Source organism: Acetobacter sp. P5B1 (assembly GCF_018811985.1).
GTDB lineage: Bacteria > Pseudomonadota > Alphaproteobacteria > Acetobacterales > Acetobacteraceae > Acetobacter > Acetobacter cerevisiae.
Genome location: NZ_JACRVS010000008.1, coordinates 45,580 through 71,168 on the forward strand (window position 1 = coordinate 45,580; position 25,589 = coordinate 71,168).

Consider the following 25,589-nt stretch of genomic DNA (forward strand, 5'->3'; position numbering starts at 1 on the left):
TTGCACTGCCTCGCATTAAGACCAGTTTTATAGTTTTTTCATCGCCTCAACAGCGAAATTCATAAAACCTTAACTGACCCTGTCTTGTGTTTTTCTTACTGACAACTGGAACTGATCTGACTTGCTGATGGACCTAAGGCAATGCCAATCCGAAACTTTCCAAGCGTTTTTCGGGAGTTAGGAAAACCGGAAAGGCCCAAAGCCTCCACCTTAGCTTAGAGCAGGCGGGTGAACTTCAGCAGAAGCCAGGTGCCAAACATGATGGCAAAGCACAGGCCACCGGCTTCCACCGTGCCCCATGAGCCATCCGTGAGGAACATGCCACCGGTATTCATGCCGAAAAAGCCGGTAACGAACGTGGCAGGCAGCATCAACGTCGTGCCGACGGAGACGATATACAGGCGGTGGTTGGTTTCTTCCGCCTGATTGGACGTCAGCTCGTCCTGCAAAGAGCGCGCGCGGTCCTGCAAGGCCAGAAGGTCATCCAGTGCGGCATGAACCTGACGGTGGGAGCGGTCGCGCAGGTCATCCTCTGCCCATTCCGGCAGTTCCATCTCTTCATCTTTGAAAATACGGTCCACCGGGGCCAGCACGCGGCGCAGTTCTGTAGACCGACGGCGCACAAGGCCGAGCAGACCGCTCATGCGGCCCAGATCGGTATCCCGGTCCAGCATCAGCAGAACATCTTCCGCACGGTCCAGCTGGTCATCCAGCCGGGCAAAGTCACGCCGCAGGGTATCGGCAAATTCCAGCAGCGCACGGTCCACCAGATTAGCGGGAGAACGCGGCACAAGCCCGCGCCGCAATTCATGGAACACCACGCCAAGAGCGGGAATCGGGTGGCGGCGGGTGGTAATCAGCAAATCCGGCTGAAGGGCAAACCGCCATGTGCTGACATTGCGGTCATCATCCGTCGTCGTGTCATCAAAGGCGGGTAGCGCGCCAAACACCGTTTCGTCTTCACTATCCAGACGGATACTGCGTTCAAGATTGGTAAGGACCTGCCGCACTTCTTCCGGCAGGGAGGGAATCTGCTCAATCTGGGAGCGAGAGAGCGTGTGGACAATATCAAAGTGGAACCACGCCCACCCGTCCGTATTGGCCAGTTCCGGCGGGAAAGCCCCGGTGAGCAGGCGCTGGGTTACAACGTCCCGCTCAAGCTCAACCGGCTCATGCCCCGGGCGACAGAAGATGGCCCAGATCAGACCATCACGCAGCAGTGTGCCGCCTTCCGAGATTGACTCAGGTAAAGTGGAGGAGGCTTTTCCGGCCATCGCTGAACTCCCTGTTTCCCGAAAGGGCGATCGTTGCCTGTCCCGTAAGGAAGCGCACTGTCCACGACCGGTCGCCGCAAACTGGTCCGGTTCATATCACAGCAGGCTTACGGGACCAAGGCTCCCTTGGTTTTGCAGGTTTTAACCTCAGCGCGGGCGCACGGGGCGGGCCGGACGACGGGCATCCCCGCCTGCACGGGCACCGGCTGCGGCAGGCTTACGGGCCGGTTTAAGCGCCGGGGCGGCCTTAATTTCCGCTTCCAGCTGGGCAATGCGCTTGCGCACGCTTTCCTTGAGAGCCGGAGAGGTGTGGGACTTCATGGTGGCCAGCGTTTCCTTCAGGTCCCGCAGCTGTTTCTGCTTTTCCGGCAGGCTGCGGCGGATGGGCTGGTTGTCTGACATTTGACCATGAAAGGCACGCATGGGTTCACTCCCTTGATTATTGTAACCGCCCTTCAGCAGCCACAGGCTGCCAGAGCACACAGACACACGCCCGCCTCCGGACAAAGCCGGACGGGCGGGGGAAACACCGTTTTTTTATGTAGAGTACGCACAAATACTGGTCTGGCAGGCTCAAGACCTGCCCGAACGCCGTATTCAGCGGTTGCGGAGGAGAATCTCCCGCAGGGCAGAAAGCAGCATCTCGCACTGCTGGTCTGTTCCAACCGTGATCCGCAGCCACGAGGATGTGCGCACACCGCGCAGATGCCGGACGATAATGGCGCGCTCCCGCAGGTCCGCCGCCAGTTCCGCGGCATCGCGGTCAGCATGGTGAACATAGACAAAATTAGCCTGTGAAGGCAAGACCTTGAAGCCCAGTTCAGCCAGCTTTGCGGACAGCATTTTGCGGGTAGTGATCACCTTTTCCACGCTGTTCAGAAACCAGCCTTCATCTTCCACCGCAGCGGTGGCCCCGGCCTGCGCAATGCGGTCCAGCGGGTAGGAATTGAAGCTGTCCTTCACGCGGGTCAGGCCTTCAATCAGCTCGGGCTGGGCAAAGGCAAAGCCTACCCGCGCCCCGGCCAGCGCGCGGGATTTGGAGAAGGTCTGCACCACCAGCAGGTTCGGATAATCCTTCACGAGTGCCACGGCACTTTCCGCGCCAAAATCGACATAGGCTTCATCCACCAGCACCACGCGGTCCGGGTGCATTTCCAGCAGGCGACGGACCGCGTTCAGATCCAGCGCGATGCCGGTTGGCGCATTGGGGTTAGCCAGCACAACGCCGCTGCACGGGCCGGCATAATCGGCCACATCAACGCCCATCTCCGCATTCAGCGGCACAAGGCGATAGGGCAGATCATACAGGCCGCAATAGACCTTGTAGAAACTGTAGGTGACATCCGCGAACAGGATCGGCTCGCCATGCGCGAAGAAGGCCTGAAAGGCGTGGGCCAGCACTTCATCCGAGCCATTGCCGACAAACACGTTCTCCGCCTTCAGCCCGACGCGCTCAGCGAGAACGGTGCGCAGGCGGGTGGCTTCCGGGTCCGGATACAGACGCATGCTGTCATCTGCGGCGGCCTTCATGGCGTCCAGCGCGCGGGGAGACGGCCCGTAGGGGGATTCGTTGGTGTTCAGCTTGATCAGATCGGCCATTTTGGGCTGCTCGCCCGGCACGTACGGCGTCAGGCGGTGAACAAGAGGACTCCAGAAACGGCTCATAGCTGAAAACATCCGCAAAAAGAAAAGGCAGCCCCCTAATGGACTGCCTTCACCCCTAAACGATGCGTTTCCGCCTGAAAAGCCTGAGAAACGTTAGGCCTGCCCGGCGTTCTGCTCTTTGATCAGCGCTGCGAGGGCGGCATTGCCCTGCCGCTGGGCCAGATCCAGCGCGTTCAGGCCCTCACCATCACGGTGGGTCGGGCTGGCTCCGGCTTTCAGCAGCAGCTTCGCCATCTCATCGCGCCCGAACATGACGGCAAACATCAACGGGGTGCGGCCAACAGCGTTGGGCACATCGACCTTTGCCCCCGCCTCCAGCAGCAGGCGGGCGATGGGCAGAAAGCCCTTGAACGCCACCCCGGCCAGCGCCGTAGCCCCTTTTTCATCCTGCAGATCAGGCTTGGCCCCACGTGCCAGCAGCGTGCTGACGGCGTCCACATGCCCGTTATAGGAAGCCAGAATCAGCGGTGTGTAGCCTTTTTCCGCCCGCAGGTTGGGGTCCATCCCGGCGTCCAGAAAGCTGGAAAGCAGATCTGCTTCCCCTTCCCGCGCAGCGTTGATGAACAGGGCTTCCACCTGCTCCTGCGTAAAGTCACCAAAGAGCCCAGGTCCGGCGCCCGGGGTCTGCGTGCCCTGAGAACGCGGGTCCTGAGAAGAAACCTGTGTCATGCTCGACCTCCGGAAAAATTCTTATCGACTCAAATACAGCGTCAGCCACCGGCCCGACGGACCGGGTGACGCTATGGACTGCTGCCCTCTATACTGCAAACGCCCCGGCCTGTGCAGCGTTTCCTGCCCATGGCGGGGCTGACCTGCCGGACGTAGAGGGCACGCCATCCCGGCACCCGAAGCCCGCACATGGGGAAAACTGCCTCTTTCCGTTGCCTCACGCGCAAGTGATAGCGGCTGTAAAGCAACGCCTTGTGATCATCCTCCTGCAAAAAACGGGAGGAAAACCCGGTCTGCTGCCTGTTCTTCTGAACGGAGAAAAGCCTGTTTTGCGCTGCGCGGCAATCTCAAAAATGAGATTCACCCCTGCCTCCACGCAGCCTCCACCCACCATGCTGCGTTGCCTGTTCAGTCAGCTACCATCCGGCCTGCAGAGAAGAGGCAGAGTCTCGCACCTGCTCTCTTGCCCAATAACGCCGGACCGTGTGATTGTGCACAACCCTGATCTCCTGCCGGGCTGCTCCGGTGCGTGGTCTCACCGGGCCAAAACAAAAAACGTCCACTCTGAAGGATAGGTTAGCATGCGTGCCTCTTTTCCCACCCCTCTTCGCGCACCGAACGGTTTGGAAGCCGGGGGGACGGCCAACCTCGATAACCTGTGCATTAACACCATCCGCACGCTCTCCATGGATGGGGTTCAGAAAGCCAATTCAGGCCACCCCGGCACAGCCATGGCGCTGGCGCCTGTTGCCTATACCCTGTGGCAGGACGTTCTGAACTACGACCCGGCAGACCCGCTCTGGCCCAACCGGGACCGCTTTGTGCTGTCCATCGGCCATGCCTCCATGCTGCTTTACTCGCTGATCTACCTTGCCGGGGTCCGGCAGGTGAAGAACGGTAAGGTGACCAATGAGCCGTCCCTGACCATTGCCGACCTTGAGCAGTTCCGTCAGCTCGATTCCAAAACCCCCGGCCACCCGGAATACGGCCACACCACCGGCGTTGAGACGACCACCGGCCCGCTCGGGCAGGGCTGTGGCAACTCCGTCGGTATGGCAATGGCGGAAAAATGGCTGGCCGCGCGCTTCAACAAGCCGGGCTTTGAGTTGTTCAACCACCATGTCTACACGCTGTGTGGCGATGGCGACATGATGGAAGGCATCTCCAGCGAGGCCGCCTCCACCGCAGGCCACCTCAAGCTGGGCAATCTGGTGTGGATGTATGATGCCAACCGCATCTCCATTGAAGGCTCCACCGACCTTGCGCTGACAGAAGACGTCGCCGCCCGCTTTGCCGCCTATGGCTGGCAGGTGCTGGTGCTGAAGGACGCGAACGATACCGCCGCCCTGAAGGACCTTCTGGCGCAGGCCAAAGCCGAGACCGAACGCCCCACCTTTATTCTGGTCCATTCCGTGATTGCATGGGGTGCGCCGCATAAAGCCGGCACCGCCGCAGCCCACGGTGAACCGCTGGGTGTGGAAGAAATCCGCGAGACCAAGAAAGCCTATGGCTGGCCGGAAGACCAGAGCTTCTATGTGCCGGACGGCGTGCAGGCCCACATGCAGGATGGCATGGGCACACGGGGCGCCAAAGCCCGCGCCGCGTGGGAAAAGCTGTTTGCTGAGTATCACACGGCTCACCCGGAACTGGCGGCTGAACTGGACGCCATTCTGGGCGGCAAACTGCCGGAAGGCTGGGATGCGCAGATCCCGGTTTATGACGCCAGTGAAAAAGGCATTGCCTCCCGCGCCAGCTCTGGTGAAGTGCTGAATGCCGTTGCTGGCCGCCTGCCCTGGCTGCTGGGTGGCTCGGCTGACCTCGCACCCTCCACCAAAACCAATCTGAAAGGTGAGCAGAGCTTCCAGCCTGCCGCATGGAATGGCTCCTACGGTGGTCGCAACATCCATTTTGGTGTGCGTGAGCATGCCATGGGCGCGATTGTGAACGGCATGGCGCTGTATGGCCTGCGCCCCTTCTGCGCCGGGTTCCTGATCTTCTCCGATTACATGAAGGCCCCGATCCGGCTTTCTGCCCTGATGCATCAGCCGGTGACCTACATCTTCACGCATGATTCCATCGGCGTGGGGGAAGATGGGCCGACGCATCAGCCTATCGAACAGCTGGTGCAGCTGCGCGCCACGCCGGGCATGACCATTTTCCGCCCCGGTGATGCGAACGAAGTGGCCGAAGTCTGGCGCTACCTGATTGCCAAGCAGGATGGCCCGGTGGCACTGGCCCTCAGCCGCCAGAACCTGCCCACGCTGGACCGCACCCGCTTTGCCCCGGCCTCTGGCGTGGCGAAGGGTGGCTACATTCTGGCCGACAGCAAGGAAACGCCGAAGGTCATTCTGATCGCCTCCGGCAGTGAGCTTTCTCTGGCGGTCTCCGCGTATGAAGCGCTGACCAAAGACGGCATTCCGGCCCGCGTGGTCTCCCTGCCGAGCTGGGAAGTGTTTGAATCCCAGCCACAATCTTACCGTGATACGGTGCTACCGCCTTCCGTCATGGGCCGCGTGACGATTGAAGCCGGCTCCCCCATCGGCTGGGACCGCTATGCGGGCCCGACGGGTGAAATTATCGCCATGCGCGGCTTTGGGGCGTCTGCTCCGGCTGGTCAGCTGGCGAAGAAATTCGGCTTTACGCCGGAAGCAGTGCTGGAAGCAGCCCGCCGCCAGGTGGGCTGAGGCCGCAGCTTCATACGATAGTAGATGCTTCTATGCCGCCCGGTTCAGTCTGAAAGGCCGGGCGGTGTGCAGAAAGGATGCCAAGCATGACTGCCTCTTCTTCTAAAGGTGCCAACCCGCTGCGGGGCCTTGCCTCGGTCCAGCAGTCTCCGTGGCTTGACTTCATCCGCCGCTCCTTTGTTGAAGACGGCTCTCTGGCACGCCTTGTGCAGGACGACGATATTCGTGGTGTGACCTCCAACCCGGCCATTTTCCAGAAGGCGATGGGAGAAGGCACGGAATATGACGCGCAGATCCGCGACGTTCTGGCGCATGACAATGTCTCCCCCGGCACGCTGTATGAAAAGCTGGCTGTGCGGGACATCAAGACCGCAGCCCATGTTCTGGCTCCGGTTTATGAGGCCACCCACAAGAAAGACGGCTTTGTCAGCCTTGAAGTCTCCCCCTATCTGGCGCGGGACGAAAAAGGCACGGCGCATGAAGCCCAGCGCCTGTGGGCTGATGTGGCTGAACCCAACCTGATGATCAAAATTCCGGCCACACCGGAAAGCATTCCGGCCATCCGGGAAACCATTGCTGCGGGCATCAACGTCAACGTCACGCTGATTTTCGCGCTCTCTGCTTACAAGGCCGTGGTGGATGCGTGGCTGCTGGGGCTTGAAGACCTGCAGAAAAAGGGCGGGGACCTGTCCAAAGTCGCGTCCGTCGCCTCCTTCTTCGTCAGCCGCATTGACGGCAAGATTGACGCGGAAATTGATCGCCGCGTGAAAGCCGGTGACAAGGACGCAGACGCCCTGAAAGCCCTGCGCGGCAAGGTCGCCATTGCCAATGCCAAGGTGGCCTATGGCTACTGGCAGGAAATCATGCAGACGCCGCGCTGGAAGGCGCTGGAAGCCGCCGGTGCCCAGCCGCAGCGCCTGCTGTGGGCCTCCACCGGCACCAAGGACAAAGCCTATAGCGACGTGCTGTATGTGGACAGCCTGATTGGCCCGCATACCGTCAACACCGTGCCGCCCGCCACCATGGATGCCTTCCGTGACCACGGCACCGTGTCCGAAACGCTGATGGCTGGCCTTGATGACGCCCGCCACGTGATGAGTGAAGCCGAACGGCTGAAGCTGGATCTGGATGGCGTAACCGCCACGCTGGTGGATGAAGGCGTGACCTCCTTTGAGGAAGCGTTTGACAGCCTGCTCGGCTCCGTTGCCGCCAAACAGCAGGCCATGCTGGGCGACAAGCTGACCGACATGAAAACCAGCTTCCCCGCCCCGCTGGAAGAGGCGGTGCAGAAAGGGCTGACGGCATGGCGCAAAGACGGCACCATCCGCAAACTGTGGAACAAGGACGCCTCTGTCTGGACCAATGGTCCGGAAAGCAAATGGCTGAACTGGCTCAACATCGTTGAAGACCGTCTGGCCCACCTGTCCGAGCTGGAAAGCTTTCAGGCAGAAGTGAAAGCCCGCAATTTCCAGCAGGTTCTGCTGATGGGCATGGGCGGCTCCAGCCTTGGGCCGGAAGTGCTGGCCATGACCTTTGGCAAGCATGAAGGCTTTGGCCACCTGTATGTGCTGGACAGCACGGACCCGCAGCAGGTTGCCACGTTTGAAAAGAAGATCGACCCGGCGAACACGCTGTTCATCGTCGCCTCCAAATCCGGTGGCACGCTTGAGCCGAACATCATGCTCGCCTACTTCCATGACCTTGCCAAACGCGCACTGGGTGAGAAGGCTGGCTCCCACTTTGTGGCCATTACCGACCCCGGCTCCAGGCTGGAAGCCCTGGCCAAAAAAGACGGCTTCTGGAAGATTTTTGCAGGCGATCCGCAGATTGGTGGCCGCTATTCCGTGCTGTCCAATTTCGGCATGGTGCCCGCCGCTGCTGCCGGCCTGCCGCTGAAGCTGTTTCTGGAAGACGCCCTGCGCGGCGTGCGCATGAGCGATGCCAGCGTGCCGCCGGCCCAGAACCCCGGCGTACTGCTGGGTACCATCATGGGTGTGGCCGCAACGCAGTTCGGGCGGGACAAACTGAGCATTATCGCCACCCCGCAGATTGCCGATTTTGGCGCATGGATGGAGCAGCTGATTGCGGAATCCACCGGCAAGCACGGCAAGGGCATCATCCCCATTGATGATGAAACACTGGGCGGACCAAAACGCTACGGCGCAGACCGCCTGTTTGTTTACCTGCGTCTGGTGCCTGAACACCGGCATGAGCAGGATGAAGCCATTGCCACGCTGATTGACGCGGGGCAGCCGGTTATCACCATCAATCTGCACAGCAAGCGCCAGATTGCGCAGGAATTCTTCCGCTGGGAGATTGCAACGGCTGTGGCCGGGGCATTCCTGGGGATTGATCCGTTTGATCAGCCGGATGTGGAAGCCAGCAAGGTGGAAACCCGCAAGCTGACTGACGCCTATAACGAAACCGGAAAACTCCCCGCCGAGCAGCCGTTTGCGCAGCACGGGTCATTTTCCTTCTTTGCGGACCCGGCCAATGCCAAAGCCCTGAAAGGGGACAGCGCGGAAGCTATTCTGAAAGCCCATTTCGACCGCGTAAAAGCGGGCGATTATGTCGGTCTGCTGGCCTATATCGAGCGTGACCGGGCGACGATGGAATGGATCCAGCACACCCGGCTGAAAATCCGTGATGCCAAGACCATTGCCACGGCGGCAGAGTTTGGCCCGCGCTTCCTGCACTCCACGGGGCAGGCCTACAAAGGCGGACCCAACACAGGCGTGTTCCTGCAGATTACGGCGGATGACGCGAAGGACCTGCCGGTGCCGGGTGCCAACTACAGCTTTGGCGTGGTGAAAGCCGCTCAGGCCCGTGGCGACTTTGATGTTCTGGCCGAACGGGGCCGCCGTGCGCTGCGTGTGCACATCCACGGCTCCCTGAAAGACGGTCTGGCTGCTCTGGCCACTGCGCTGCACGGCGCCCTCTAAGATACGATTAAGACACGATAAGGAAAAACTGAGTATGCAGATCGGCATCGTCGGGCTTGGCAGAATGGGCGGCAATATTGCCGTCCGCCTCACACGGCATGGACATGACGTGGTGGTCTATGACCGTGACCCCGCAGCTGTTGAAAAAGTGGTCGCCCGTGCGGAAGCCGGTCGTGCCGTTGGTGCCAGCAGCCTGACGGACGTGGTGGAAAAACTGGCAGGCCCGAAGCGCATTGTCTGGTCCATGCTCCCGGCTGGTGAGATTACGGAAGAAACCGTGCTCTCACTGGGCGGCCTGATGCAGCGCGGCGATATTGTGATTGATGGTGGCAACACCTACTACAAGGACGATATCCGCCGCGCCAAAACGCTGGCTGAAAAAGGCATTGATTACATCGATGTCGGCACCTCCGGCGGCGTGTGGGGCCTGGAGCGCGGCTACTGCATGATGTACGGCGGCGCGAAGGAAGCCGCTGAGCATATCGACCCCATTCTGTCTGCCCTTGCCCCCGGCATTGGCGATATTCCGCGCACCCCCGGCCGTGACCGTGAGGGCGTGGACCCGCGAGCCGAGCAGGGCTACCTGTATTGCGGCCCGGCTGGCTCCGGCCATTTTGTCAAAATGGTCCATAACGGCATTGAATACGGCATGATGCAGGCCTTTGCCGAAGGCTTTGACGTGATGTACCGCAAGGACTCCCCGCTCCTGCAGGAAGATGAACGCTTCTCGCTCAACATGGCGGATATTGCGGAAGTCTGGCGGCGTGGCAGCGTGGTCTCTTCCTGGCTGCTGGATCTGACAGCGCAGGCGCTGACCAAGAATGAAACGCTCTCCGAATTCTCCGGTGAAGTGAATGATTCCGGGGAAGGCCGCTGGACGATTGAAGCCGCGATTGAAGAAGCTGTGCCCGTGCCGGTGATGACGGCAGCGCTCTTCACCCGCTTCCGCTCCCGCTCTGGCAACACGTTCTCGGAAAAAGTGCTGTCTGCCATGCGGTATGGCTTTGGTGGACACGTTGAAACAAAAGACTAAACTGCTCTTTTAGTCCGCGTTACAGCACAGGGAGCGCAAACGCAGCATGACGGTTACCGATAACGCCCTTCACGCCGCTCTTGCGCCCCCGGCGTCTCGCATCAAGCTGGTCGTGTCCGATATGGACGGCACCTTGCTCACCCCGGAAAAGCAGGTCACGCATCATACGCTGGCCGCCGTGCAGGCGCTAAAAGAGGCAGGTATTCCGCTCTGCCTCGTCAGCAGCCGTCCGCCGGGCGGGATTGAGATGTATTTTGATGTGCTCGGCCTGCACACGCCTTATGGCGCGTTGAATGGCGGTACGATCTTCAATGCAGATCGCACTGTGCGCTCCCAGCTGGCACTGGACCCGGTGGCCGTTCAGGATACGCTGGATATGCTGAAAGTGCATAATCTGGATGCCTGGCTGTTCCGTGGGCATGAATGGCTGGTGGATAACCCCACCGGCGCGTACGTAGAGCCGGAACGCAAGGCGGTGCGCATGGAGCCACAAATTGTCTCCAGCTTTGCCGGTTCTACCACCGGGATTGGCAAAATTACCGGCTCCTCTGCCGATTATGATGCCGTCGCCCGGCAGGAAGCCGAAATCGGCATGCTGCTGGAAGGCCGCGCCAGCGTCGCCCGCTCCAGCCAGTGGTTCCTTGATATTACTCCGCAGGATGCCAACAAGGGCAACGCCCTCCGCCATCTGGCAGAGTTCTACGGGATTGACCCCTCCGAAGTGGCCTGCATTGGCGATATGGACAACGATGTGCCGATGTTCAAAGTCGCAGGCCTTGCCATCGCCATGGGGCAGGCCTCCGATGGCGTCGCGGCGCAGGCGCATTTTGTGACAGCCGCCAACACGGATGAGGGCTGGTCCAAAGCCATTGAGTCCATTGTACTGCCCCGTGCAGTCTCTCTGAACGATCACCCCGCCAGCGCGCCTGCCGCATCCCCCGGCACGCCTGCCGGAGCCTGACCCATGCCCCGCCCGCCGCATGACATCCGGCTGGTGCTGGCTGATGTGGATGGCACACTGGTCACGCGGGAGAAAATTCTCACCCCGCGAGCCATCCGGGCCGTGCAGGCCTTGCAGGAGCGGGATATTCTGTTTGCCATTACGTCCGGCAGGCCACCCCGTGGCATGGCCATGCTTATTGAGCCGCTGGGGCTGACAACGCCGCTGGCCGGATTTAACGGCGGCATGATGGTGCAGCCGGATATGCAGCTTATCAGCGCCCTGCGGCTGCCCCGTGCGGTGGCGGAAAAAACCCTCGCCCTGTTGAAAGAGCATGGTGTGCCCGCATGGGTTTACACCTCGCAGGACTGGTTGGTGCCGGATGCCTCCGCGCCGCATGTTGCGCGAGAGCAGTGGACGGTCAAATTCCCGCCGCGTGTCACCCGCTCTTATGACGACGTACTGGATGACATCATCAAGATTACCGGCGTGAGTGATGATGCTGAGCTGATGCGCCGCGTAGCCGACACACTGGCGCAGGAGCTGGGGGCTTCGGCCTCCGCCGCCCTGTCTCAACCCTATTATGTTGACATCACCCACCCGGATGCCAACAAAGGCGGCGTTGTCCACACGCTGGAACGCCTGCTGAACATACCCGCCACCGCCATGCTCACCGTTGGGGATCAGCCAAATGATGTGCTGATGTTCCGCGCCAGTGGCACCTCCATTGCCATGGGGCAGGCGACAGAAAGCGTGCAAACCAGCGCCACATGGACAACTGCGTCTTCTGAAGAGGACGGGTTTGCCAAAGGCATTGAACGGTTTGTGCTCGGAGAGGACTGATATCATGACCGGACAGAACACCCGCACTGGCAAGGTTGCCGTTTTTGCAGACAGAGAAGCCGCCACACGCCATCTGGCAGACTGGCTGTTGCAGGAGGCGCTGGCCAAAAAGGACGGGCCGTTCAGCATTGCCCTTTCCGGCGGCAGCACGCCGCAACTGCTGTACAGCATGATGGCGTCCGAGCCGTATGCCAGCCGCTTCCCCTGGGCGCGCATGGAATTCTTTCTGGGTGATGACCGCTTTCTGGCGCATGACCATGAAGACAGCAATTCCGGCATGCTCCAGCGCCTGTTGTTCTCCCATGTGCCGGTGCCAGCAGAAAATGTGCATCTCATCCCCACGGCTGGCACCGCGGAAGAGGCCGCCAAAGAATATGATGCCGAACTGAAAAAGTTTTACGGGGCCGACACGCTCCAGCCCGGCAAACCGCTGTTTGATGTCAATCTGCTCGGGCTGGGCAGCGATGGCCATACGGCCTCCCTGTTCCCCGGCCAGCCGGTGCTGAAGGAACGCACGGCATGGGTTTCCACCTGCGTGCCGCCCGTCGCTCCCTACACCCGCCTGACCATGACCTACCCGGCCATTGATGCCAGCCGCCATGTTGTCTTTCTGGTGGAAGGTGCGTCCAAGCGGGAGACCGTGGCCAAAGTCCGCGCGCAGGACCCCGCCTGCCCGGCCAGCGCCATTACCGCCATGGGGGATCTGACCTGGGTGCTGGACCGTGACGCCGCCCCCGCAGACGTATAAAACACGCACGGCCTGACCAGATCTGACCGATAAAAAACAAGAACAAGGAACAGCTCCATGACCGACAAAACACCAGACCCCGCCGCCAACCTGAAACAGCAAGCCGCCATCAAGGCCGCAGCACTGGTGCAGGACGGGATGGCTGTCGGTCTTGGAACAGGCTCCACAGCGTTTTTTGTCGTGGCGGAACTGGGCCGCCGCGTGCGGGAGGAAGGGCTGAAAATCTGCGCCATTCCCACCTCCGACGCCACGGAAGCACAGGCGCGGGAAGAAGGCATTCCGCTCACCACCTTTGGCGCACATCCGGAGCTGGACATCACCATTGATGGCGCGGATGAGATCGAGCCGCGCACGCTCAACCTCGTCAAAGGTCGCGGCGGCGCGCTGCTGCGGGAAAAAATTGTGGCCTCCGCCGCAAAGCAGTTTGTGATTGTGGCCGACAGCAGCAAGTATGTTGACCATCTGGGCATGCTCTGCCCGGTGCCGGTGGAAGTCATTCCCTTCGGCTGGGAGAACGTTGCCGTCCAGTTGGGCCGCATGGGCGCGCACGTCACCCCGCGTAAACACCGGGATGGGTCTTTTTATCTGACGGATGAAAAGAACCTGATCATGGATTGCGTGTTCGGCCCGATTGAAGACCCGCACAAGCTGGGCACGGACATCCACAGCCTTGTGGGTGTAGTGGAACACGGGCTGTTTATTGGCATGGCCACGCAGGCCATTACCGCAGGCCCTGAGGGCATTCGCGTCATTACCCCCACCGTGTCTGACGGGCTGATTGCCACCCCCGCGCTGGACCCGGCAGAGCCTGCCACCCGCGTGCCGCCCGTGCCGAACGAGAACGGCAGCAGCAAGACCGTCCTGCCGACGCAGCCTGTGGCGGAAGGCATTAAAAAGCGCCTACTGGTGATTATGGGCGTTTCAGGCTCCGGCAAAACCACCATAGCGGAAGGTCTGCGCAATGAGCTGGGCTGGCCTTTTCAGGAAGGGGATGACCTGCACCCCGCCGCCAATGTTGCCAAAATGGCCGCCAGCATCCCGCTGAATGATGAAGACCGCTGGCCCTGGCTGGCGCGTTGCCAGGAATGGCTGGCCGAGTGTGAACGGGCTGGCACAGGCGGGATTCTCACCTGCTCCGCACTCAAACATTCCTACCGGGATGTGCTGCGCAAAGGCGGGCTGGACCCCATCTTTATCTATCTGCACACAACGGAATCCGTTCTGCTGGAACGGCTGAAGCGCCGGCGGGGTCATTACATGCCCCCCACCCTGCTGCCCAGCCAGTTGCAGACACTGGAAGCACCCGGGACAGATGAGCATGCCCTCAGCATCTCCGCAGAGGCCAATCCGACTGAAACCATTGCGGAAATTCTGTCCTATCTGAAAACCGCCTGATTGAAGACAAAGGGGAACGCGCCGTGGGCCATAATTACGCAAAACCGCTGACATCTGGCCAGAAGATGGAACGGTTGCTCACGCGCATTCCCCCCTCATGGGCCATAAAGATGGAGCGCGTGACAGGCTCCGCCACATGGCGCGCCACAGTTCACGCACCGGAAGCCACCGAGGGCACGTGGAGTGACGCGCATCAGGACCCCGCGGATGCGCTGGAAGACGCATGGCGGCGCAACCGGACGGTGCTGGCTTAACGCACCCGCCCGCGTTTGCGGGGCTGGCCGGTGAGCGGGTTGATCTGCTCCCGGCGCGGCGGTTTGGGCGTGGCGTCCGGCACCACATGGCAGGGCACACCCTCCGCCCGGCGCGCTGCGGCAAAGCGTTCCGCGTGCGTTAATTGCGCGGCCTGATACAGCACTTTACCCCCCAGCATTACCTTGTGTTGTCGCACCGGTTCTTCCCTTTTCGTGTTCGGAGAGCCGCCATATTGCACCCGTGCCTTCTGTATTCTAACGTATATAATACGATCAGGTCCGGGATACTCATGCGCTCTCTCATGCTCCGTTGCAGACTGCTCTGCTCCTCATCCCTCATGCTCAGCCTGCTGGGCGTGGGGCTGGCTGTCCCTCTGGCTGTGTCCGGTCAGGCTGCCGCACAAGCAGCGCATCCGGCGGAAGGCCCCGGTGCGCACGTTGTCGCGCAGGCCGTAGCCACCATGCCGGCGGTGAATAATATCCCGGTCTACCCCCGCACGGTTACGGATATGAGTGGCACCAGCGTTGCGCTGGACAAAAGTGCCCTCAACATTGCGGACCTCTGGTTTGCCCATAACGAGATTACCGTCATGCTGGGCGGGGCGGAGCGCATCAAGGTCTCGGCAGACAAACCGGCGGACCTGCCCTGGCTGTTCAAGGTCGCCCCGATGCTGCGCTCGGCGGAAACCGGCATCCACCCGGACAGTGTGAACCCGGAAGACCTGCTGAACCGCCATATCGGGCTGGTGTTTGTGCCTACCCACGCCAAGGCGGAAGAGCTGCGCAAAACCGGCCTGCCCACGCTGGATGCGCATTACACCACGCTGCCGCAGATGCTCACCTCCGTGGACATGACCGCCGACGCCCTGGCCACGCCTTATGCGCATGAGATCGCCAGCGAATATCGCCAGAAGCTGGAGGCGTTACAGCAGATTCTGCATGCCCGCACCGCCTCTCTGCCCGCGTCTGCCCGCCCGCGTGTGCTGCATATTGCCCGCCTTAACCCCCTGCAGATTGACGGCACGGATACGCTGATTGATGCGTGGATTCAGGCGGCTGGCGGTCGGAATGCGGCGGCAGAAGTTTCCGGCAACCATCGCCCCGTCACGTTTGAGCAGATTGCGGCCTGGAACCCGGATATGATTGTCATCGGGGCCAATGCCGGAACGCTGGCGGCAGACGCACCGCTGCGCACCCTCTCAGCCTTCCAGAACGGCAAGGCCTGGACCAACCCACAAGGCGTGTTCCCGTGGGATCGCTACGGCTGTGAAGTCCTGCTTCAGCTGGAATGGGCTGCACAGCACTTCCAGCCAGAGATTTTCAAGGACATCGACCTGCGCCGGGACCTGAAAGCGTTCTACAAGCAGTTCTTCCGCTACACTCTGACGGATGACGACGTAACGCGGATTCTGGCAGGCCAGCCTCCCGCCACGCCCTGAGCATAGCCCCCGCGCCTGAGTGCGGATGGGGAACGCTGCGGGACTGACGCCGTTCTCTTACTGTTGGAATGAAATTAGCCCTTCCCTCCCGCAGGAGAAAACAGGCATTAGGGACAGCGTGAGACACCAGACAGACGCCCCTCTGCCTGTTTCAGCGCCGCCATGACCGGCTTGCTGGACCATATGCGCACCCACAACACGCCGCCCCGGCTTCTGGCGGCGCTCAGGGCGCTTGTCCGTAAAGATACTCTGTGGCTTATCGCACTGGCCGCCCTTGTTGGCGTGCTGGCGGGTGGTGTTGTCAGCCTGATGACCACCGCAACCTTCCTCGCACATCATCTGCTGGCCCCCGGGTCTGGCCGCCTGTCCGGGCTGACCACCGTCAACCCGGTGCGCGCCCTGCTGGTGCCCATGTGTGGCGGGCTGCTGCTGGGGCTGACCAGCCTGTATCTGGCCCGCAAAACCCGCTTCCGCCCGGCAGACCCGATTGAGGCCAACGCCCTGCACGGGGGCCGCATGTCCTTTCGGGACAGTCTGATTCTGGCCGGACAGACCATTCTCTCCAATGGCTGCGGGGCGTCACTGGGGCTGGAGGCCGGGTTCAGTCAGTTGGGTGCGGCCTTTGGCTCCCGCATCGGGCGGCAGTTGCGCATGCACCGGGCGGATGTGCGCCTGCTGGTCGGCTGCGGGGCCGCCGGGGCCATCGGGGCCGCGTTTGATGCGCCTCTGGCCGGGGCGTTCTATGCGTTTGAACTGATTATTGGCTCCTACACCTTTACCGCGCTGGCTCCGGTGGCGCTGGCTGCCATCTGCGGCATTGGCGTGGTGCATCTGACCGGCACCGTGCTGCCGCCCGTCTGGGTGGCCACACCGCAGGGCATCCCGCTTCTGGCGTATTTCCCCATTATCCTGCTGGGCATTTTTGCCGGACTGGTGGGGGTGATGCTGATGCGCGGCGTCACGCTGACGGAATACACCTTCCAGCGCCTGCCGATGCCGGTCTGGATGCGCCCCGCGCTGGGTGGCCTGCTGGTGGGTGGGCTGGCGCTGATTTCCCCCTCCGTGCTCTCCTCCGGCCACATGGCCATGCGGGCCGGACTGATCAGCTCGCCGCCCTTCATGCTCGCCCTCGGCCTGCTGGGACTTAAGGCGCTGGCCTCCGCCATTTCCATTGGCTCGGGCTTTCGCGGCGGGCTGTTTTTTGCCTCGCTGTATCTGGGAGTGCTGACGGGCGCGGTCTTTGCCGGAGCGCTCGCTCCGCTGGCCGTGCTGCCGGTTTCCGTCTGCACCATTGTAGGCATGTGCGCGCTGGCCGTGGCCGTTATTGGCGGCCCCATGACCATGATCTTTCTGGCGCTGGAGACGACCGGCAGCCTGCCGCTGACGGGCGCTGTGGTGGTCTCGGCCATTGTGTCCTCCATGACGGTGCGGCGGACCTTTGGCTACTCCTTCGCCACATGGCGCTTCCATTTGCGCGGGGAAAATATCCGCTCCGGCGTGGATGTGGGCTGGATGCGCACGCTGACGGTGGAGCGGATGATGCGCACGGAAGTCGCCACCTYCCCCGCCACGGAAACCGTGCAGGCTGCCCGCCTCGCCTTCCCCAACCAGACGCCGCGCTACATCATCCTGTGTGATGAACAGAACCATTATAAAGGACTGGTGGAAAACGTTCTGTTTCACGCCAGTCGCGTGCCGGAAACCACGCCACTGGCTGAGCTTGTGGCCCCCGATGATCTGGCGCTGACCCCGACCCTCTCACTCTCCACCGCCATTGATACGTTCGAGCGGCTGGCCCGCCCGGCACTGGCTGTGGTGGATGACGACAACCACATTCTCGGCCTGCTGAGCGAACGCTACGTGCTGCGCCGCTATGCGGAAGAACTGGAACGCACCCGGCGGGAACTGGCGGGGGAAAAATACCGGGTTTAACCGGGTGTGCACTTTGCACCATTTGACGCGTTGATGATTTCAGTCAGGAGAACCCTCTATGCCTCGCCCCGCTTCTCTGAAGACCCTGCTGCTGGCCTGCGCCCCGGCTGCTCTGGCCCTCGGGCTGGCTGGCCCCGCCCTGAGCGCCCCGACCGCTAAAACCGCACCTGCCACCACGCCCGCTTTAGATGCTGCCGCTCTGGCTGTGCGGGCTGAGCTGAAATCCGTCGGGGCTGCGCGCTTTACCGCCCCGGATTACAAGTCCGGTGTGGTGCGCCATATGGTGATGTTCACCTTCCGCCCCGGCACCACAGCGGCACAGCGCGCGGAGGTCACCCGGCGCTTTATAGCCCTCACCACCCTCTCCCGCAGGCCGGACGGCAAGACAGTCGTGACGTCCATTGAGACCGGGGCGCAGAACAGCGGGGAAAATGCAGACCTCGGTCTGGAGCAGGGCTATCTGGTCACCTTCCAGTCTGAAGGGGACAGGAACTTTTACGTCGGCCGCCCGATTGTCACCGAGGCAGGGCACTTTGACCCGGCGCATGATACCTTCAAAACCTTTGCCGGACCGTATCTGGCCAAGGTCGTGGTGTTTGACTTTACGCCCACCGCCCCGGCGGCCCCTTAAGCCGGCGGTCTTTCCCGCACGGAACGGGAGGCCGCACCAACGCAAACGCATATCTGTGATCTGGTATGGATACAGAACAGTGTTATAACACATCATCCTTTTTAAGCCTGATCCAGACGGAGCCTTTTCTTTATGACCGCCCCAGCCCAGACCCCGGCGAACCAGTCTCTTCTGGGCCGCCTGAAGGACATTGCCGGACACAGCCACGTGCTGACCAGCGAGGCCGAAACCTACCGCTTCCGCCATGGCTTCCGCTTTGGCGCGGGCAAGGTGCTGGCCGTGGTGCAGCCCGGCACGCTGGTGGAACTCTGGCGGGTGGCGCAGGCCTGTGTGGATGCGGGCAAGATTATCATCATGCAGGCCGCCAATACCGGCCTGACGGGTGGCTCCACGCCGGATGGGAATGATTATGACCGTGAGATCGTGCTCATCAGCACCCTCCGGCTGACCGGCGCGCATATGATTGGCGGCGGCAAGCAGGTTGTCTGCCTGCCCGGCGCCACGCTGTATGAACTGGAAAACATGCTGGGCGCCATTGGGCGGGAACCGCATTCCGTTATCGGTTCATCCTGCATTGGCGCGTCCGTTCTGGGCGGCATCAGCAACAACTCGGGCGGGGCGCTGGTGCAGCGTGGGCCGGCCTATACGGAAATGGCCGTGTTTGGTCAGGTGGGGGAAGACGGTAAGCTCCAGCTCGTCAACCATCTGGGCATCCAGCTTGGGAATGACCCGGAAGCCATTCTGAACAAGCTGCAGGCTGGCACGTTCTCCGATGCCGACATCGACTGGGATGCCGGCCGCGGGCATGACAACAACTACATCACTCACGTGCGCGATATTGATGCGGACACCCCCGCCCGCTTTAACGCGGACCCGGCCCGCTGGCATGAAGCCGCAGGCTGCGCGGGCAAGCTGGTGGTGTTTGCCGTGCGTCTGGACACCTTCCCCGCAGCAAAAGACCCGGCAGTGTTCTACATCGGTTCCAACAGCACGGACGAGCTGGAAGACCTCCGCCGCCATATGCTGACAGGGTTTGAAGAACTGCCAATTTCAGGCGAATACATCCACCGCGATGCGTTCAACATTGCCGAGAAATACGGCAAGGACACGTTTGCAGTCATCCGCAAATTCGGCACGAAATTCCTGCCGAAAATGTTCGCCATGAAGTCCCGCTTTGACATTTTTGCCAAACAGTTCGGCTTCCTGCCTGAAAACCTGAGTGACCGCATCATGCAGGCGCTCAGCGTGTTCATCCCCAACCAGCTGCCCAGCCGGATGCTGGAATATCGGGACAAGTTTGAACACCACCTGATGCTGAAAACCTCCGCCACGCTGGCAGGCCCGATGAAGGCCTATCTGGAGCAGTTCTTCAGCAAGGCGACCGGTGAATTCTTTGAATGCACGCCCGATGAAGGCTCCCGCGCCTTCCTGCACCGCTTTGCTGCTGCCGGTGCCGCTGTGCGCTACCGCGCCGTGCATCACCGTGAGGCGGAAGACATTGTGGCGCTGGACGTTGCCCTGCGCCGCAACGACCGCAACTGGTTTGAAAGACTGCCGAAAGAGATTGAAGACAAGATTATCGTCAAACTCTATTACGGCCACTTCCTGTGCCATGTGATGCATCAGGATTACGTCATCAAAAAAGGCTACAACGCCATGGCTGTGGAGCACAGCATGCTCCCCGGCCTGGACCAGCGCGGCGCGCGCTACCCGGCGGAACATAATGTGGGCCATCTCTATCAGGCCCCCGATGTCATGCTGGCGCATTACCGGGAGCTGGACCCCTGCAACTGCATGAACCCCGGCATTGGTCTGGCCACTAAAAAGAAGAACTGGGTGGCGGAGAGCGTCTAAAACGCGATAGAGAGGTCCGGCCCTTCCCTGTTACCGGACCTCTCGCTTTATGCTCCAGATCGACAGCCTCGTGTTCAACGCATGGGGACGCCAGTTTTTTAATCGTGCCAGCGTCAGCCTGCCCAACCCCTCCAAGGTCTCTCTTGTGGGGCGGAACGGGGTTGGGAAATCGACGCTGTTCAAGCTGATTAAAGGCGAGTTGCAGCCGGACTCCGGTGAAATTTCCATCCCCAAGGCTGCCCGCATTGCGGCGGTGGATCAGGAACATCCGGCCACGGATGTCACCTTGCTGGAAACCATTCTGGCAGCAGATCTGGAACGCGCCACGCTGATGGCCGAGCTGGAAACCGCCGAACCGGAGCGCATGGGCGATATCTGGATGCGGCTGATTGAAATTGATGCCGACAGCGCCCCCTCCCGCGCGGCGGAAATTCTGAACGGCCTTGGCTTCTCCACCGAAGATCTGGACCGCCCGATGGCGGAATTCTCCGGTGGCTGGCGGATGCGTGTGGCACTGGCCGCCGCCCTGTTCTCCGAGCCTGACCTGCTGCTGCTGGATGAACCGACCAACTATCTGGACCTTGAAGGCGCGCTCTGGCTGGAAGCCCGGCTGGAACGCTATCCGCATTGCGCGCTGATTATCAGCCATGACCGTGAACTGCTGAACAACTCAGTGGATTTCACGCTGCATGTCACGGAAGGCAAGCTGGAACTCTATACCGGCGGCTATGATTCCTTTGAGCATCAGCGGGCAGAAAAAATTCGCCTGCAAAGTGCCACGCGCGCCAAGCAGGAAGCCGAGCGGGCACATCTGCAATCCTTCGTGGATCGCTTTAAAGCCTCCGCCGCCAAGGCCGCGCAGGCCCAGAGCCGCGTGAAACGTCTGGCCAAGCTGACGCCGATTGAAACCACCATCGAGGCACAGGTTTCCCCCTTCATCCTGCCCTCTCCGCCCCGCCCGCTGGCCCCGCCGCTGCTGCGGCTGGAAAATGTGGAAGTGGGGTACGGGGATGACCCTGCCATTCTGAAAGACCTTGATCTGCGGCTGGACGTGGATGACCGCATCGGCCTGCTGGGCGTGAACGGGGCGGGTAAATCCACCTTTGCCAAGCTGGTGGCGGGTGCGCTGGAAGCACGCTCCGGCCGCGTGTCCCGCTCCGCGCGGCTGGAAGTAGGCTGGTTCCATCAGCATCAGATTGAAGCGCTGGACCCGCAGCAGACCCCGCTGGATATTATGCGGGAAGCACGGCCAACGGACAGTGACCAGTCTCACCGCTCCCGGCTGGCACAGTTTGGTATCCATTTTGAAAAGCAGGGCACTAAAGTGGAGGCGCTGTCCGGTGGGGAGCGCGCCCGCCTGCTGCTGAACATGGTCGCCATGGCCGCCCCGCATCTGCTGATTCTGGATGAACCGACCAACCATCTGGATATCGACAGCCGCCGCGCCCTGCTGGACGCGCTGAATGCGTATGAAGGCGCTGTGCTGCTGATTACCCATGATCGCTCACTGATGGAGCTGGTCGCGGACCGCCTGTGGCTGGCGGCAGACAACACCATTGTGCCGTTTGATGGCGATATGGACGACTACGCCCGCTTTGTGATTGAACGCGCCCGTGGCGGGACAGCTGCCCCCTCGCAGCGTGCTGCGAAGGACAAGCGAAACAAAAAAGAGAAAAAAGAGAAGAAGAAAAAGTCCTGAACAGGGCGTAGGACGGACCCTTGGCGCAGATTGCCATCTCCCCCAGCCTTGCGCTGGATGACGCGGAACTCTCCTTTACTTACATTCTGGCGTCCGGCCCCGGCGGCCAGAATGTGAACAAGGTCGCCACCGCAGCGCAGTTGCGGTTTGATGCTGCCAATTCGCCCTCCCTGCCCGAGCGGGTGCGCACCCGCCTGCTCACACTGGCAGGCAGCCGGGCCACGCGGGACGGGGTGATTGTCATCACTGCTCGCAATTACCGCACCCAGCAGCAGAACCGGGAAGACGCCACCCAGCGTCTGGCCGAACTGATCCGGCAGGCCGCGCATAAGCAGGCCTACCGGGTGCCTACCCGCCCCAGCAAAGGCGCACGCCAGCGGCGGCTGGACGGCAAATCCCGCCGCTCCAGCATCAAGCAGGGGCGCAGTAAGAAATTTGACGATTAGACATAGAACTTCTTTATTAGTCACATAATAAAAGTTTCTAGGGCTATAGTTCATATTGAAAATACGTTTGTTTATTTTGACATCCATCAAATAAAAAACACGATACGCACGCTATACCTTCTTTCAGCAAGACGATCTGTGATGTCGCTTGTCAAAAGGAGATGACGCACCATGCCGAAATCTGTCGTAAATCCCGAATTCCTTCCTGTGCTTGAAAAAATGCCGTCTTTTGATGGCCTTTCGGGCATGTCCCTGCCGGAAGTGCGGGAAACATTCCTGACCTCCGTGCGCCTTATAGAAGGCAAACCTCTGCCGGATGTGGAAGCACAGGAAGAGTATGTGCCCGGCCTGAATAACGCGCCGGATGTGCGTATTCTGACCTACAGCCCCCGCAAACCCGCACCCAGAGCGCCAGCCATGGTCTATATCCACGGCGGCGGCCTTGTGTCCGGCCACCCGGAAGTGGATGACCCAAAATGCCAGCAGCTGGCCAGCAAGATGGGCTTCAAGGTTTTTTCCGTCGATTACCGTCTGGCCCCGGAAGTGAAATATCCCGGCGCTATTGAAGATTGCTATGCTGTGCTGAAATGGGTGCACGAAAACGCCGACAAACTGGGCATTGACCGTGAAAAGGTTGTTGTGGCCGGGGAAAGCGCTGGTGGTGGGCTGAGCGCTGCCCTCTCTCTGATGGCGCGGGACAAGAAAGAGTACAAGCTGGCGTATCAGCTGCTCATCTACCCCATGCTGGATGACCGCACGGCCACGACGTCTGACCCCGCAGCAGACTTTGGCGAGTTTGTCTGGACCCGCTCCGCCAATAAATTTGCATGGCAGGCTTATCTGGGGAACGACGCCGGGGGCGCCAATACGCCCGCTTATGCCTCCGCCGTCCGTGCGAAGGATCTGACAGGGCTGCCCCCCACCTTTATTGGTGTCGGCTCCATGGACCTCTTCCTGTGTGAAGATCTGGATTACGCCAAACGGCTGATGGCCGCAGGTGTGCCAACAGAAGTCATGGTCGTGCCCGGGGCCTATCATGTGTTCGACATGTATGTGCCGGACGCCGAACTCTCCCGCCGCTTTGCTGATGCATACTGCGCGGGCCTGAAGCGGGTTCTGGGTCTGTAATCCCGCTGGCCAGGCGCTGGCGGAAAACCGGTGCCCGGCCTTCGCCTATCCCAGACGTGAAGTGCCCCCCTCTTTTGCCGGATTGAGAAATCGGGCTTCATGCTGCCTCATGGCTTTTCCTCCGCGAGGCGCATTGATGACAGCTTCCCACCGCCCCACTCAGTCCAGCACCATGACGGCCATTTGCTTTGCAGAGCCGGGCGGGCCGGACGTGCTGCATTGTGAAACACTCCCCATCCCACAGCCGGGGCGGGGCGAGGTGCTGGTACGCGTGCAGGCCGCAGGCGTAAACCGGCCAGACCTGATGCAGCGTGCCGGACTTTACCCCCCGCCGCCCGGAGCCAATCCGCGCCTTGGTCTGGAAATTGCCGGGGAGATTGTGGGCTGTGGTGCGCCGCTGGAAGGCACCCCCATGCCGGAAATTGGCAGCACCGTCTGCGCGCTGGCCAATGGTGGCGGCTATGCGGAATATTGTCTGGTGCCTGCCGGGCAATGTCTGCCCTGGCCCAAAGGGTATGATGCCGTGCAGGCCGCCTCCCTGCCGGAAACCTTTTTTACAGTGTGGTCCAACCTGTTCATGCCCGCCCCTCCGGCTGTGGGCCAGCGCGTGCTGATCCACGGCGGGAGCAGCGGCATTGGTGTGACGGCCATCCAGCTGGTACGGGCCTTTGGGGCCATTCCCTACGTTACGGCGGGCAGTGCTGAAAAATGCGCCCTGTGTGAAAAGCTCGGGGCCATTGCCATCAACTACCATGAGGAAGATTTTGCCGCCCGCCTGCGCGAGCTGACGGATGGCAACGGCGTCAACCTCATTCTGGATATGATCGGCGGCGCGTATTTTGACCGCAATATCAAAAGTCTGGCCATGGACGGGCGGCTGGTGATTATCGCCCTGCAAGGCGGAGCCAAGGCGGAACAGGCTGATCTGGCCCGCATCATGACCCGGCGGCTTATCGTCACCGGTAGCACCCTCCGCGGGCGGGATACCGCAACCAAAGCGCGCATTGCGCGGGAATTGCACGCGCAGGTTTGGCCCCTACTGGCCAGCGGCACCATCCGCCCGCGGATTGATACCGTGCTGCCCTTCTCCAAAGCCGCAGAAGCCCACCAGATGATGGAAGACAACAAACATCTGGGCCGCATTATTCTGGTGCCCGACCCAAAAGCCTGATGCGCGGCGGATGCGGGTCTGCTCATGGGGCCATGCCCGCACGGCCATTCCCCTCATGGGGCTTTTTTCGCTACAAGAAGAGATCTGATCCCTCTCTTTGAGAAGCTTCTCTTTTTATGGCCCCATCTTCCTCTCTTGCGGACAGGCTTGCTGATGTCCGCGCCCGCATCACCGCAGCAGCGCACGATGCCGGGCGAGACCCTGCCTCTGTCACTCTGGTGGCGGTCTCCAAATTCCACCCTGCCAGCAGCGTGCAGGAGGCCATTGCCGCAGGCCAGACGGTGTTTGGTGAAAACCGCGTGCAGGAAGCCGCCGCCAAATTCCCGCCCCTGCGGGAGCACAACCCGGCACTGCGCCTGCATCTGATCGGCGGCCTGCAAACCAACAAGGCCAAAGACGCCGTACGCATTGCAGATATGATTGAAAGCCTCGATCGCCCTGCGCTGGCCGATGCCCTCGCCCGCGCAGCGGACAGTGTGGGCCAGATGCCCGAACTGCTGATTGAAGTAAACACGGGCGACGAACCCCAGAAATTCGGCGTCCCGAAAGAAGAAGCCGACAGCTTTATCCGCACCTGCCGTCAGCGTTTTGGCACCAGTTTGCGGGGGCTGATGTGCATCCCGCCAGCGGAAGAAGATCCCGCCCCGCATTTCCGCCTGCTGCGCAGCATGGCGCATACGCACGGCCTGCCGGTGCTCTCCATGGGCATGTCCGCCGATTACCCGATTGCCATTGCCGAGGGCGCGACACTGGTGCGCGTGGGCACAGCCATTTTTGGCCCGCGCCCACCCACCACCTGACGGGCGGAGACCAGATAACTTGCAATTCCCCGGCTACACCCC

Annotated in this window: 22 protein-coding genes and 1 pseudogene; 18 read left to right on the top strand and 5 right to left on the bottom strand. The window is 61.2% G+C overall.

Annotated elements, in window-relative coordinates; genetic code table 11:
• Positions 1 to 215: 215 nt before the first annotated feature.
• From KP703_RS07430 to KP703_RS07445, 4 genes are all read right to left on the bottom strand, one after another.
• Positions 216 to 1,274 carry a transporter gene (locus KP703_RS07430; RefSeq protein WP_043549574.1) on the bottom strand — a complete coding sequence of 353 codons (1,059 nt, stop codon included), beginning with the start codon at positions 1,272 to 1,274 and terminating at the stop codon, positions 216 to 218.
• A 147-nt stretch (positions 1,275 to 1,421) separates the two neighbouring features.
• Positions 1,422 to 1,697: a hypothetical protein gene (locus tag KP703_RS07435; protein WP_062142194.1), complete on the bottom strand. Its 276-nt coding sequence runs from the start codon at positions 1,695 to 1,697 to the stop codon at positions 1,422 to 1,424.
• A 174-nt stretch (positions 1,698 to 1,871) separates the two neighbouring features.
• Positions 1,872 to 2,939, bottom strand: coding sequence for a histidinol-phosphate transaminase (gene hisC, locus KP703_RS07440; RefSeq protein ID WP_215754338.1), 1,068 nt, complete (start codon positions 2,937 to 2,939; stop codon positions 1,872 to 1,874).
• 93 nt (positions 2,940 to 3,032) lie between these two features.
• Positions 3,033 to 3,608 carry an ankyrin repeat domain-containing protein gene (locus KP703_RS07445; RefSeq protein WP_215754339.1) on the bottom strand — a complete coding sequence of 192 codons (576 nt, stop codon included), beginning with the start codon at positions 3,606 to 3,608 and terminating at the stop codon, positions 3,033 to 3,035.
• 581 nt (positions 3,609 to 4,189) lie between these two features.
• On the opposite strand from KP703_RS07445, the gene tkt reads away from it, so the two are divergent.
• From tkt to KP703_RS07485, 9 genes and pseudogenes are all read left to right on the top strand, one after another.
• The gene (tkt, locus tag KP703_RS07450; protein ID WP_215754340.1) at positions 4,190 to 6,292 is read left to right on the top strand and encodes a transketolase; all 2,103 of its coding nucleotides are present in this window, start codon (positions 4,190 to 4,192) and stop codon (positions 6,290 to 6,292) included.
• Positions 6,293 to 6,378: 86 nt separating this feature from the next.
• Positions 6,379 to 9,234: a bifunctional transaldolase/phosoglucose isomerase gene (locus KP703_RS07455; RefSeq protein WP_215754341.1), complete on the top strand. Its 2,856-nt coding sequence runs from the start codon at positions 6,379 to 6,381 to the stop codon at positions 9,232 to 9,234.
• A gap of 34 nt (positions 9,235 to 9,268) precedes the next feature.
• Positions 9,269 to 10,267 carry a phosphogluconate dehydrogenase (NAD(+)-dependent, decarboxylating) gene (gene gnd / locus KP703_RS07460; RefSeq protein WP_215754342.1) on the top strand — a complete coding sequence of 333 codons (999 nt, stop codon included), beginning with the start codon at positions 9,269 to 9,271 and terminating at the stop codon, positions 10,265 to 10,267.
• A gap of 46 nt (positions 10,268 to 10,313) precedes the next feature.
• Positions 10,314 to 11,228, top strand: coding sequence for an HAD family hydrolase (locus tag KP703_RS07465; protein ID WP_215754343.1), 915 nt, complete (start codon positions 10,314 to 10,316; stop codon positions 11,226 to 11,228).
• A 3-nt stretch (positions 11,229 to 11,231) separates the two neighbouring features.
• Entirely contained in the window at positions 11,232 to 12,050 is an 819-nt protein-coding gene (locus KP703_RS07470; protein WP_215754344.1) for a Cof-type HAD-IIB family hydrolase, read from the top strand.
• 4 nt (positions 12,051 to 12,054) lie between these two features.
• Positions 12,055 to 12,798 carry a 6-phosphogluconolactonase gene (gene pgl / locus KP703_RS07475; protein ID WP_215754345.1) on the top strand — a complete coding sequence of 248 codons (744 nt, stop codon included), beginning with the start codon at positions 12,055 to 12,057 and terminating at the stop codon, positions 12,796 to 12,798.
• Positions 12,799 to 12,855: 57 nt separating this feature from the next.
• Positions 12,856 to 13,557 (top strand): annotated as a pseudogene (rpiA, locus tag KP703_RS07480) (ribose-5-phosphate isomerase RpiA); the annotation flags it as partial.
• A gap of 153 nt (positions 13,558 to 13,710) precedes the next feature.
• A complete protein-coding gene (locus KP703_RS15605) occupies positions 13,711 to 14,193 on the top strand; it encodes a gluconokinase (protein WP_252353916.1) in 483 nt (160 codons plus the stop codon).
• A 23-nt stretch (positions 14,194 to 14,216) separates the two neighbouring features.
• Positions 14,217 to 14,447 carry a hypothetical protein gene (locus tag KP703_RS07485; protein ID WP_062272215.1) on the top strand — a complete coding sequence of 77 codons (231 nt, stop codon included), beginning with the start codon at positions 14,217 to 14,219 and terminating at the stop codon, positions 14,445 to 14,447.
• Here the strand turns inward: KP703_RS07485 and KP703_RS07490 are convergent.
• Entirely contained in the window at positions 14,444 to 14,644 is a 201-nt protein-coding gene (locus KP703_RS07490; protein WP_215754346.1) for a hypothetical protein, read from the bottom strand. The two genes, KP703_RS07485 and KP703_RS07490, sit on opposite strands and share 4 nt — an antisense overlap.
• 105 nt (positions 14,645 to 14,749) lie before the next feature.
• Between KP703_RS07490 and KP703_RS07495 the strand changes: the two genes are divergently transcribed.
• The 9 genes from KP703_RS07495 to KP703_RS07535 all read left to right on the top strand — a co-directional run bounded on the left by KP703_RS07495 (position 14,750) and on the right by KP703_RS07535 (position 25,547).
• A complete protein-coding gene (locus KP703_RS07495) occupies positions 14,750 to 15,886 on the top strand; it encodes an ABC transporter substrate-binding protein (RefSeq protein ID WP_252353900.1) in 1,137 nt (378 codons plus the stop codon).
• Positions 15,887 to 16,048: 162 nt separating this feature from the next.
• A complete protein-coding gene (locus KP703_RS07500; RefSeq protein ID WP_215754347.1) occupies positions 16,049 to 17,818 on the top strand; it encodes a chloride channel protein in 1,770 nt (589 codons plus the stop codon).
• A gap of 58 nt (positions 17,819 to 17,876) precedes the next feature.
• Complete coding sequence (locus KP703_RS07505) at positions 17,877 to 18,449, top strand: Dabb family protein (protein ID WP_215754348.1); 573 nt, start codon at positions 17,877 to 17,879, stop codon at positions 18,447 to 18,449.
• Positions 18,450 to 18,581: 132 nt separating this feature from the next.
• Complete coding sequence (gene dld, locus KP703_RS07510) at positions 18,582 to 20,303, top strand: D-lactate dehydrogenase (RefSeq protein WP_215754349.1); 1,722 nt, start codon at positions 18,582 to 18,584, stop codon at positions 20,301 to 20,303.
• Positions 20,304 to 20,352: 49 nt separating this feature from the next.
• Entirely contained in the window at positions 20,353 to 22,002 is a 1,650-nt protein-coding gene (locus KP703_RS07515) for an ABC-F family ATP-binding cassette domain-containing protein (RefSeq protein ID WP_215754350.1), read from the top strand.
• A 20-nt stretch (positions 22,003 to 22,022) separates the two neighbouring features.
• Positions 22,023 to 22,448, top strand: coding sequence for an alternative ribosome rescue aminoacyl-tRNA hydrolase ArfB (arfB, locus tag KP703_RS07520; protein ID WP_252353901.1), 426 nt, complete (start codon positions 22,023 to 22,025; stop codon positions 22,446 to 22,448).
• A gap of 171 nt (positions 22,449 to 22,619) precedes the next feature.
• Positions 22,620 to 23,576, top strand: coding sequence for an alpha/beta hydrolase (locus KP703_RS07525; RefSeq protein ID WP_215754351.1), 957 nt, complete (start codon positions 22,620 to 22,622; stop codon positions 23,574 to 23,576).
• 136 nt (positions 23,577 to 23,712) lie between these two features.
• Positions 23,713 to 24,747: an NAD(P)H-quinone oxidoreductase gene (locus KP703_RS07530; RefSeq protein ID WP_252353902.1), complete on the top strand. Its 1,035-nt coding sequence runs from the start codon at positions 23,713 to 23,715 to the stop codon at positions 24,745 to 24,747.
• Between the two features lie 116 nt (positions 24,748 to 24,863).
• Positions 24,864 to 25,547, top strand: coding sequence for a YggS family pyridoxal phosphate-dependent enzyme (locus KP703_RS07535; RefSeq protein WP_215754352.1), 684 nt, complete (start codon positions 24,864 to 24,866; stop codon positions 25,545 to 25,547).
• The last annotated feature ends 42 nt before the right edge of the window (positions 25,548 to 25,589 follow it).

Bases quoted from the DNA above. Each gene is read 5' to 3' on its own strand.
- KP703_RS07505 (WP_215754348.1), top strand. From the start codon at position 17,877: ATGCCTCGCCCCGCTTCTCTGAAGACCCTGCTGCTGGCCTGCGCCCCG.
- KP703_RS07430 (WP_043549574.1), bottom strand. From the start codon at position 1,274: ATGGCCGGAAAAGCCTCCTCCACTTTACCTGAGTCAATCTCGGAAGGC.
- pgl (WP_215754345.1), top strand. From the start codon at position 12,055: ATGACCGGACAGAACACCCGCACTGGCAAGGTTGCCGTTTTTGCAGAC.
- tkt (WP_215754340.1), top strand. From the start codon at position 4,190: ATGCGTGCCTCTTTTCCCACCCCTCTTCGCGCACCGAACGGTTTGGAA.
- gnd (WP_215754342.1), top strand. From the start codon at position 9,269: ATGCAGATCGGCATCGTCGGGCTTGGCAGAATGGGCGGCAATATTGCC.
- KP703_RS07495 (WP_252353900.1), top strand. From the start codon at position 14,750: ATGCTCCGTTGCAGACTGCTCTGCTCCTCATCCCTCATGCTCAGCCTG.
- KP703_RS07465 (WP_215754343.1), top strand. From the start codon at position 10,314: ATGACGGTTACCGATAACGCCCTTCACGCCGCTCTTGCGCCCCCGGCG.
- hisC (WP_215754338.1), bottom strand. From the start codon at position 2,939: ATGAGCCGTTTCTGGAGTCCTCTTGTTCACCGCCTGACGCCGTACGTG.
- KP703_RS07530 (WP_252353902.1), top strand. From the start codon at position 23,713: ATGACAGCTTCCCACCGCCCCACTCAGTCCAGCACCATGACGGCCATT.
- KP703_RS15605 (WP_252353916.1), top strand. From the start codon at position 13,711: ATGGGCGTTTCAGGCTCCGGCAAAACCACCATAGCGGAAGGTCTGCGC.
- dld (WP_215754349.1), top strand. From the start codon at position 18,582: ATGACCGCCCCAGCCCAGACCCCGGCGAACCAGTCTCTTCTGGGCCGC.
- KP703_RS07455 (WP_215754341.1), top strand. From the start codon at position 6,379: ATGACTGCCTCTTCTTCTAAAGGTGCCAACCCGCTGCGGGGCCTTGCC.
- KP703_RS07470 (WP_215754344.1), top strand. From the start codon at position 11,232: ATGCCCCGCCCGCCGCATGACATCCGGCTGGTGCTGGCTGATGTGGAT.
- KP703_RS07535 (WP_215754352.1), top strand. From the start codon at position 24,864: ATGGCCCCATCTTCCTCTCTTGCGGACAGGCTTGCTGATGTCCGCGCC.
- KP703_RS07435 (WP_062142194.1), bottom strand. From the start codon at position 1,697: ATGCGTGCCTTTCATGGTCAAATGTCAGACAACCAGCCCATCCGCCGC.
- KP703_RS07525 (WP_215754351.1), top strand. From the start codon at position 22,620: ATGCCGAAATCTGTCGTAAATCCCGAATTCCTTCCTGTGCTTGAAAAA.
- KP703_RS07445 (WP_215754339.1), bottom strand. From the start codon at position 3,608: ATGACACAGGTTTCTTCTCAGGACCCGCGTTCTCAGGGCACGCAGACC.
- KP703_RS07515 (WP_215754350.1), top strand. From the start codon at position 20,353: ATGCTCCAGATCGACAGCCTCGTGTTCAACGCATGGGGACGCCAGTTT.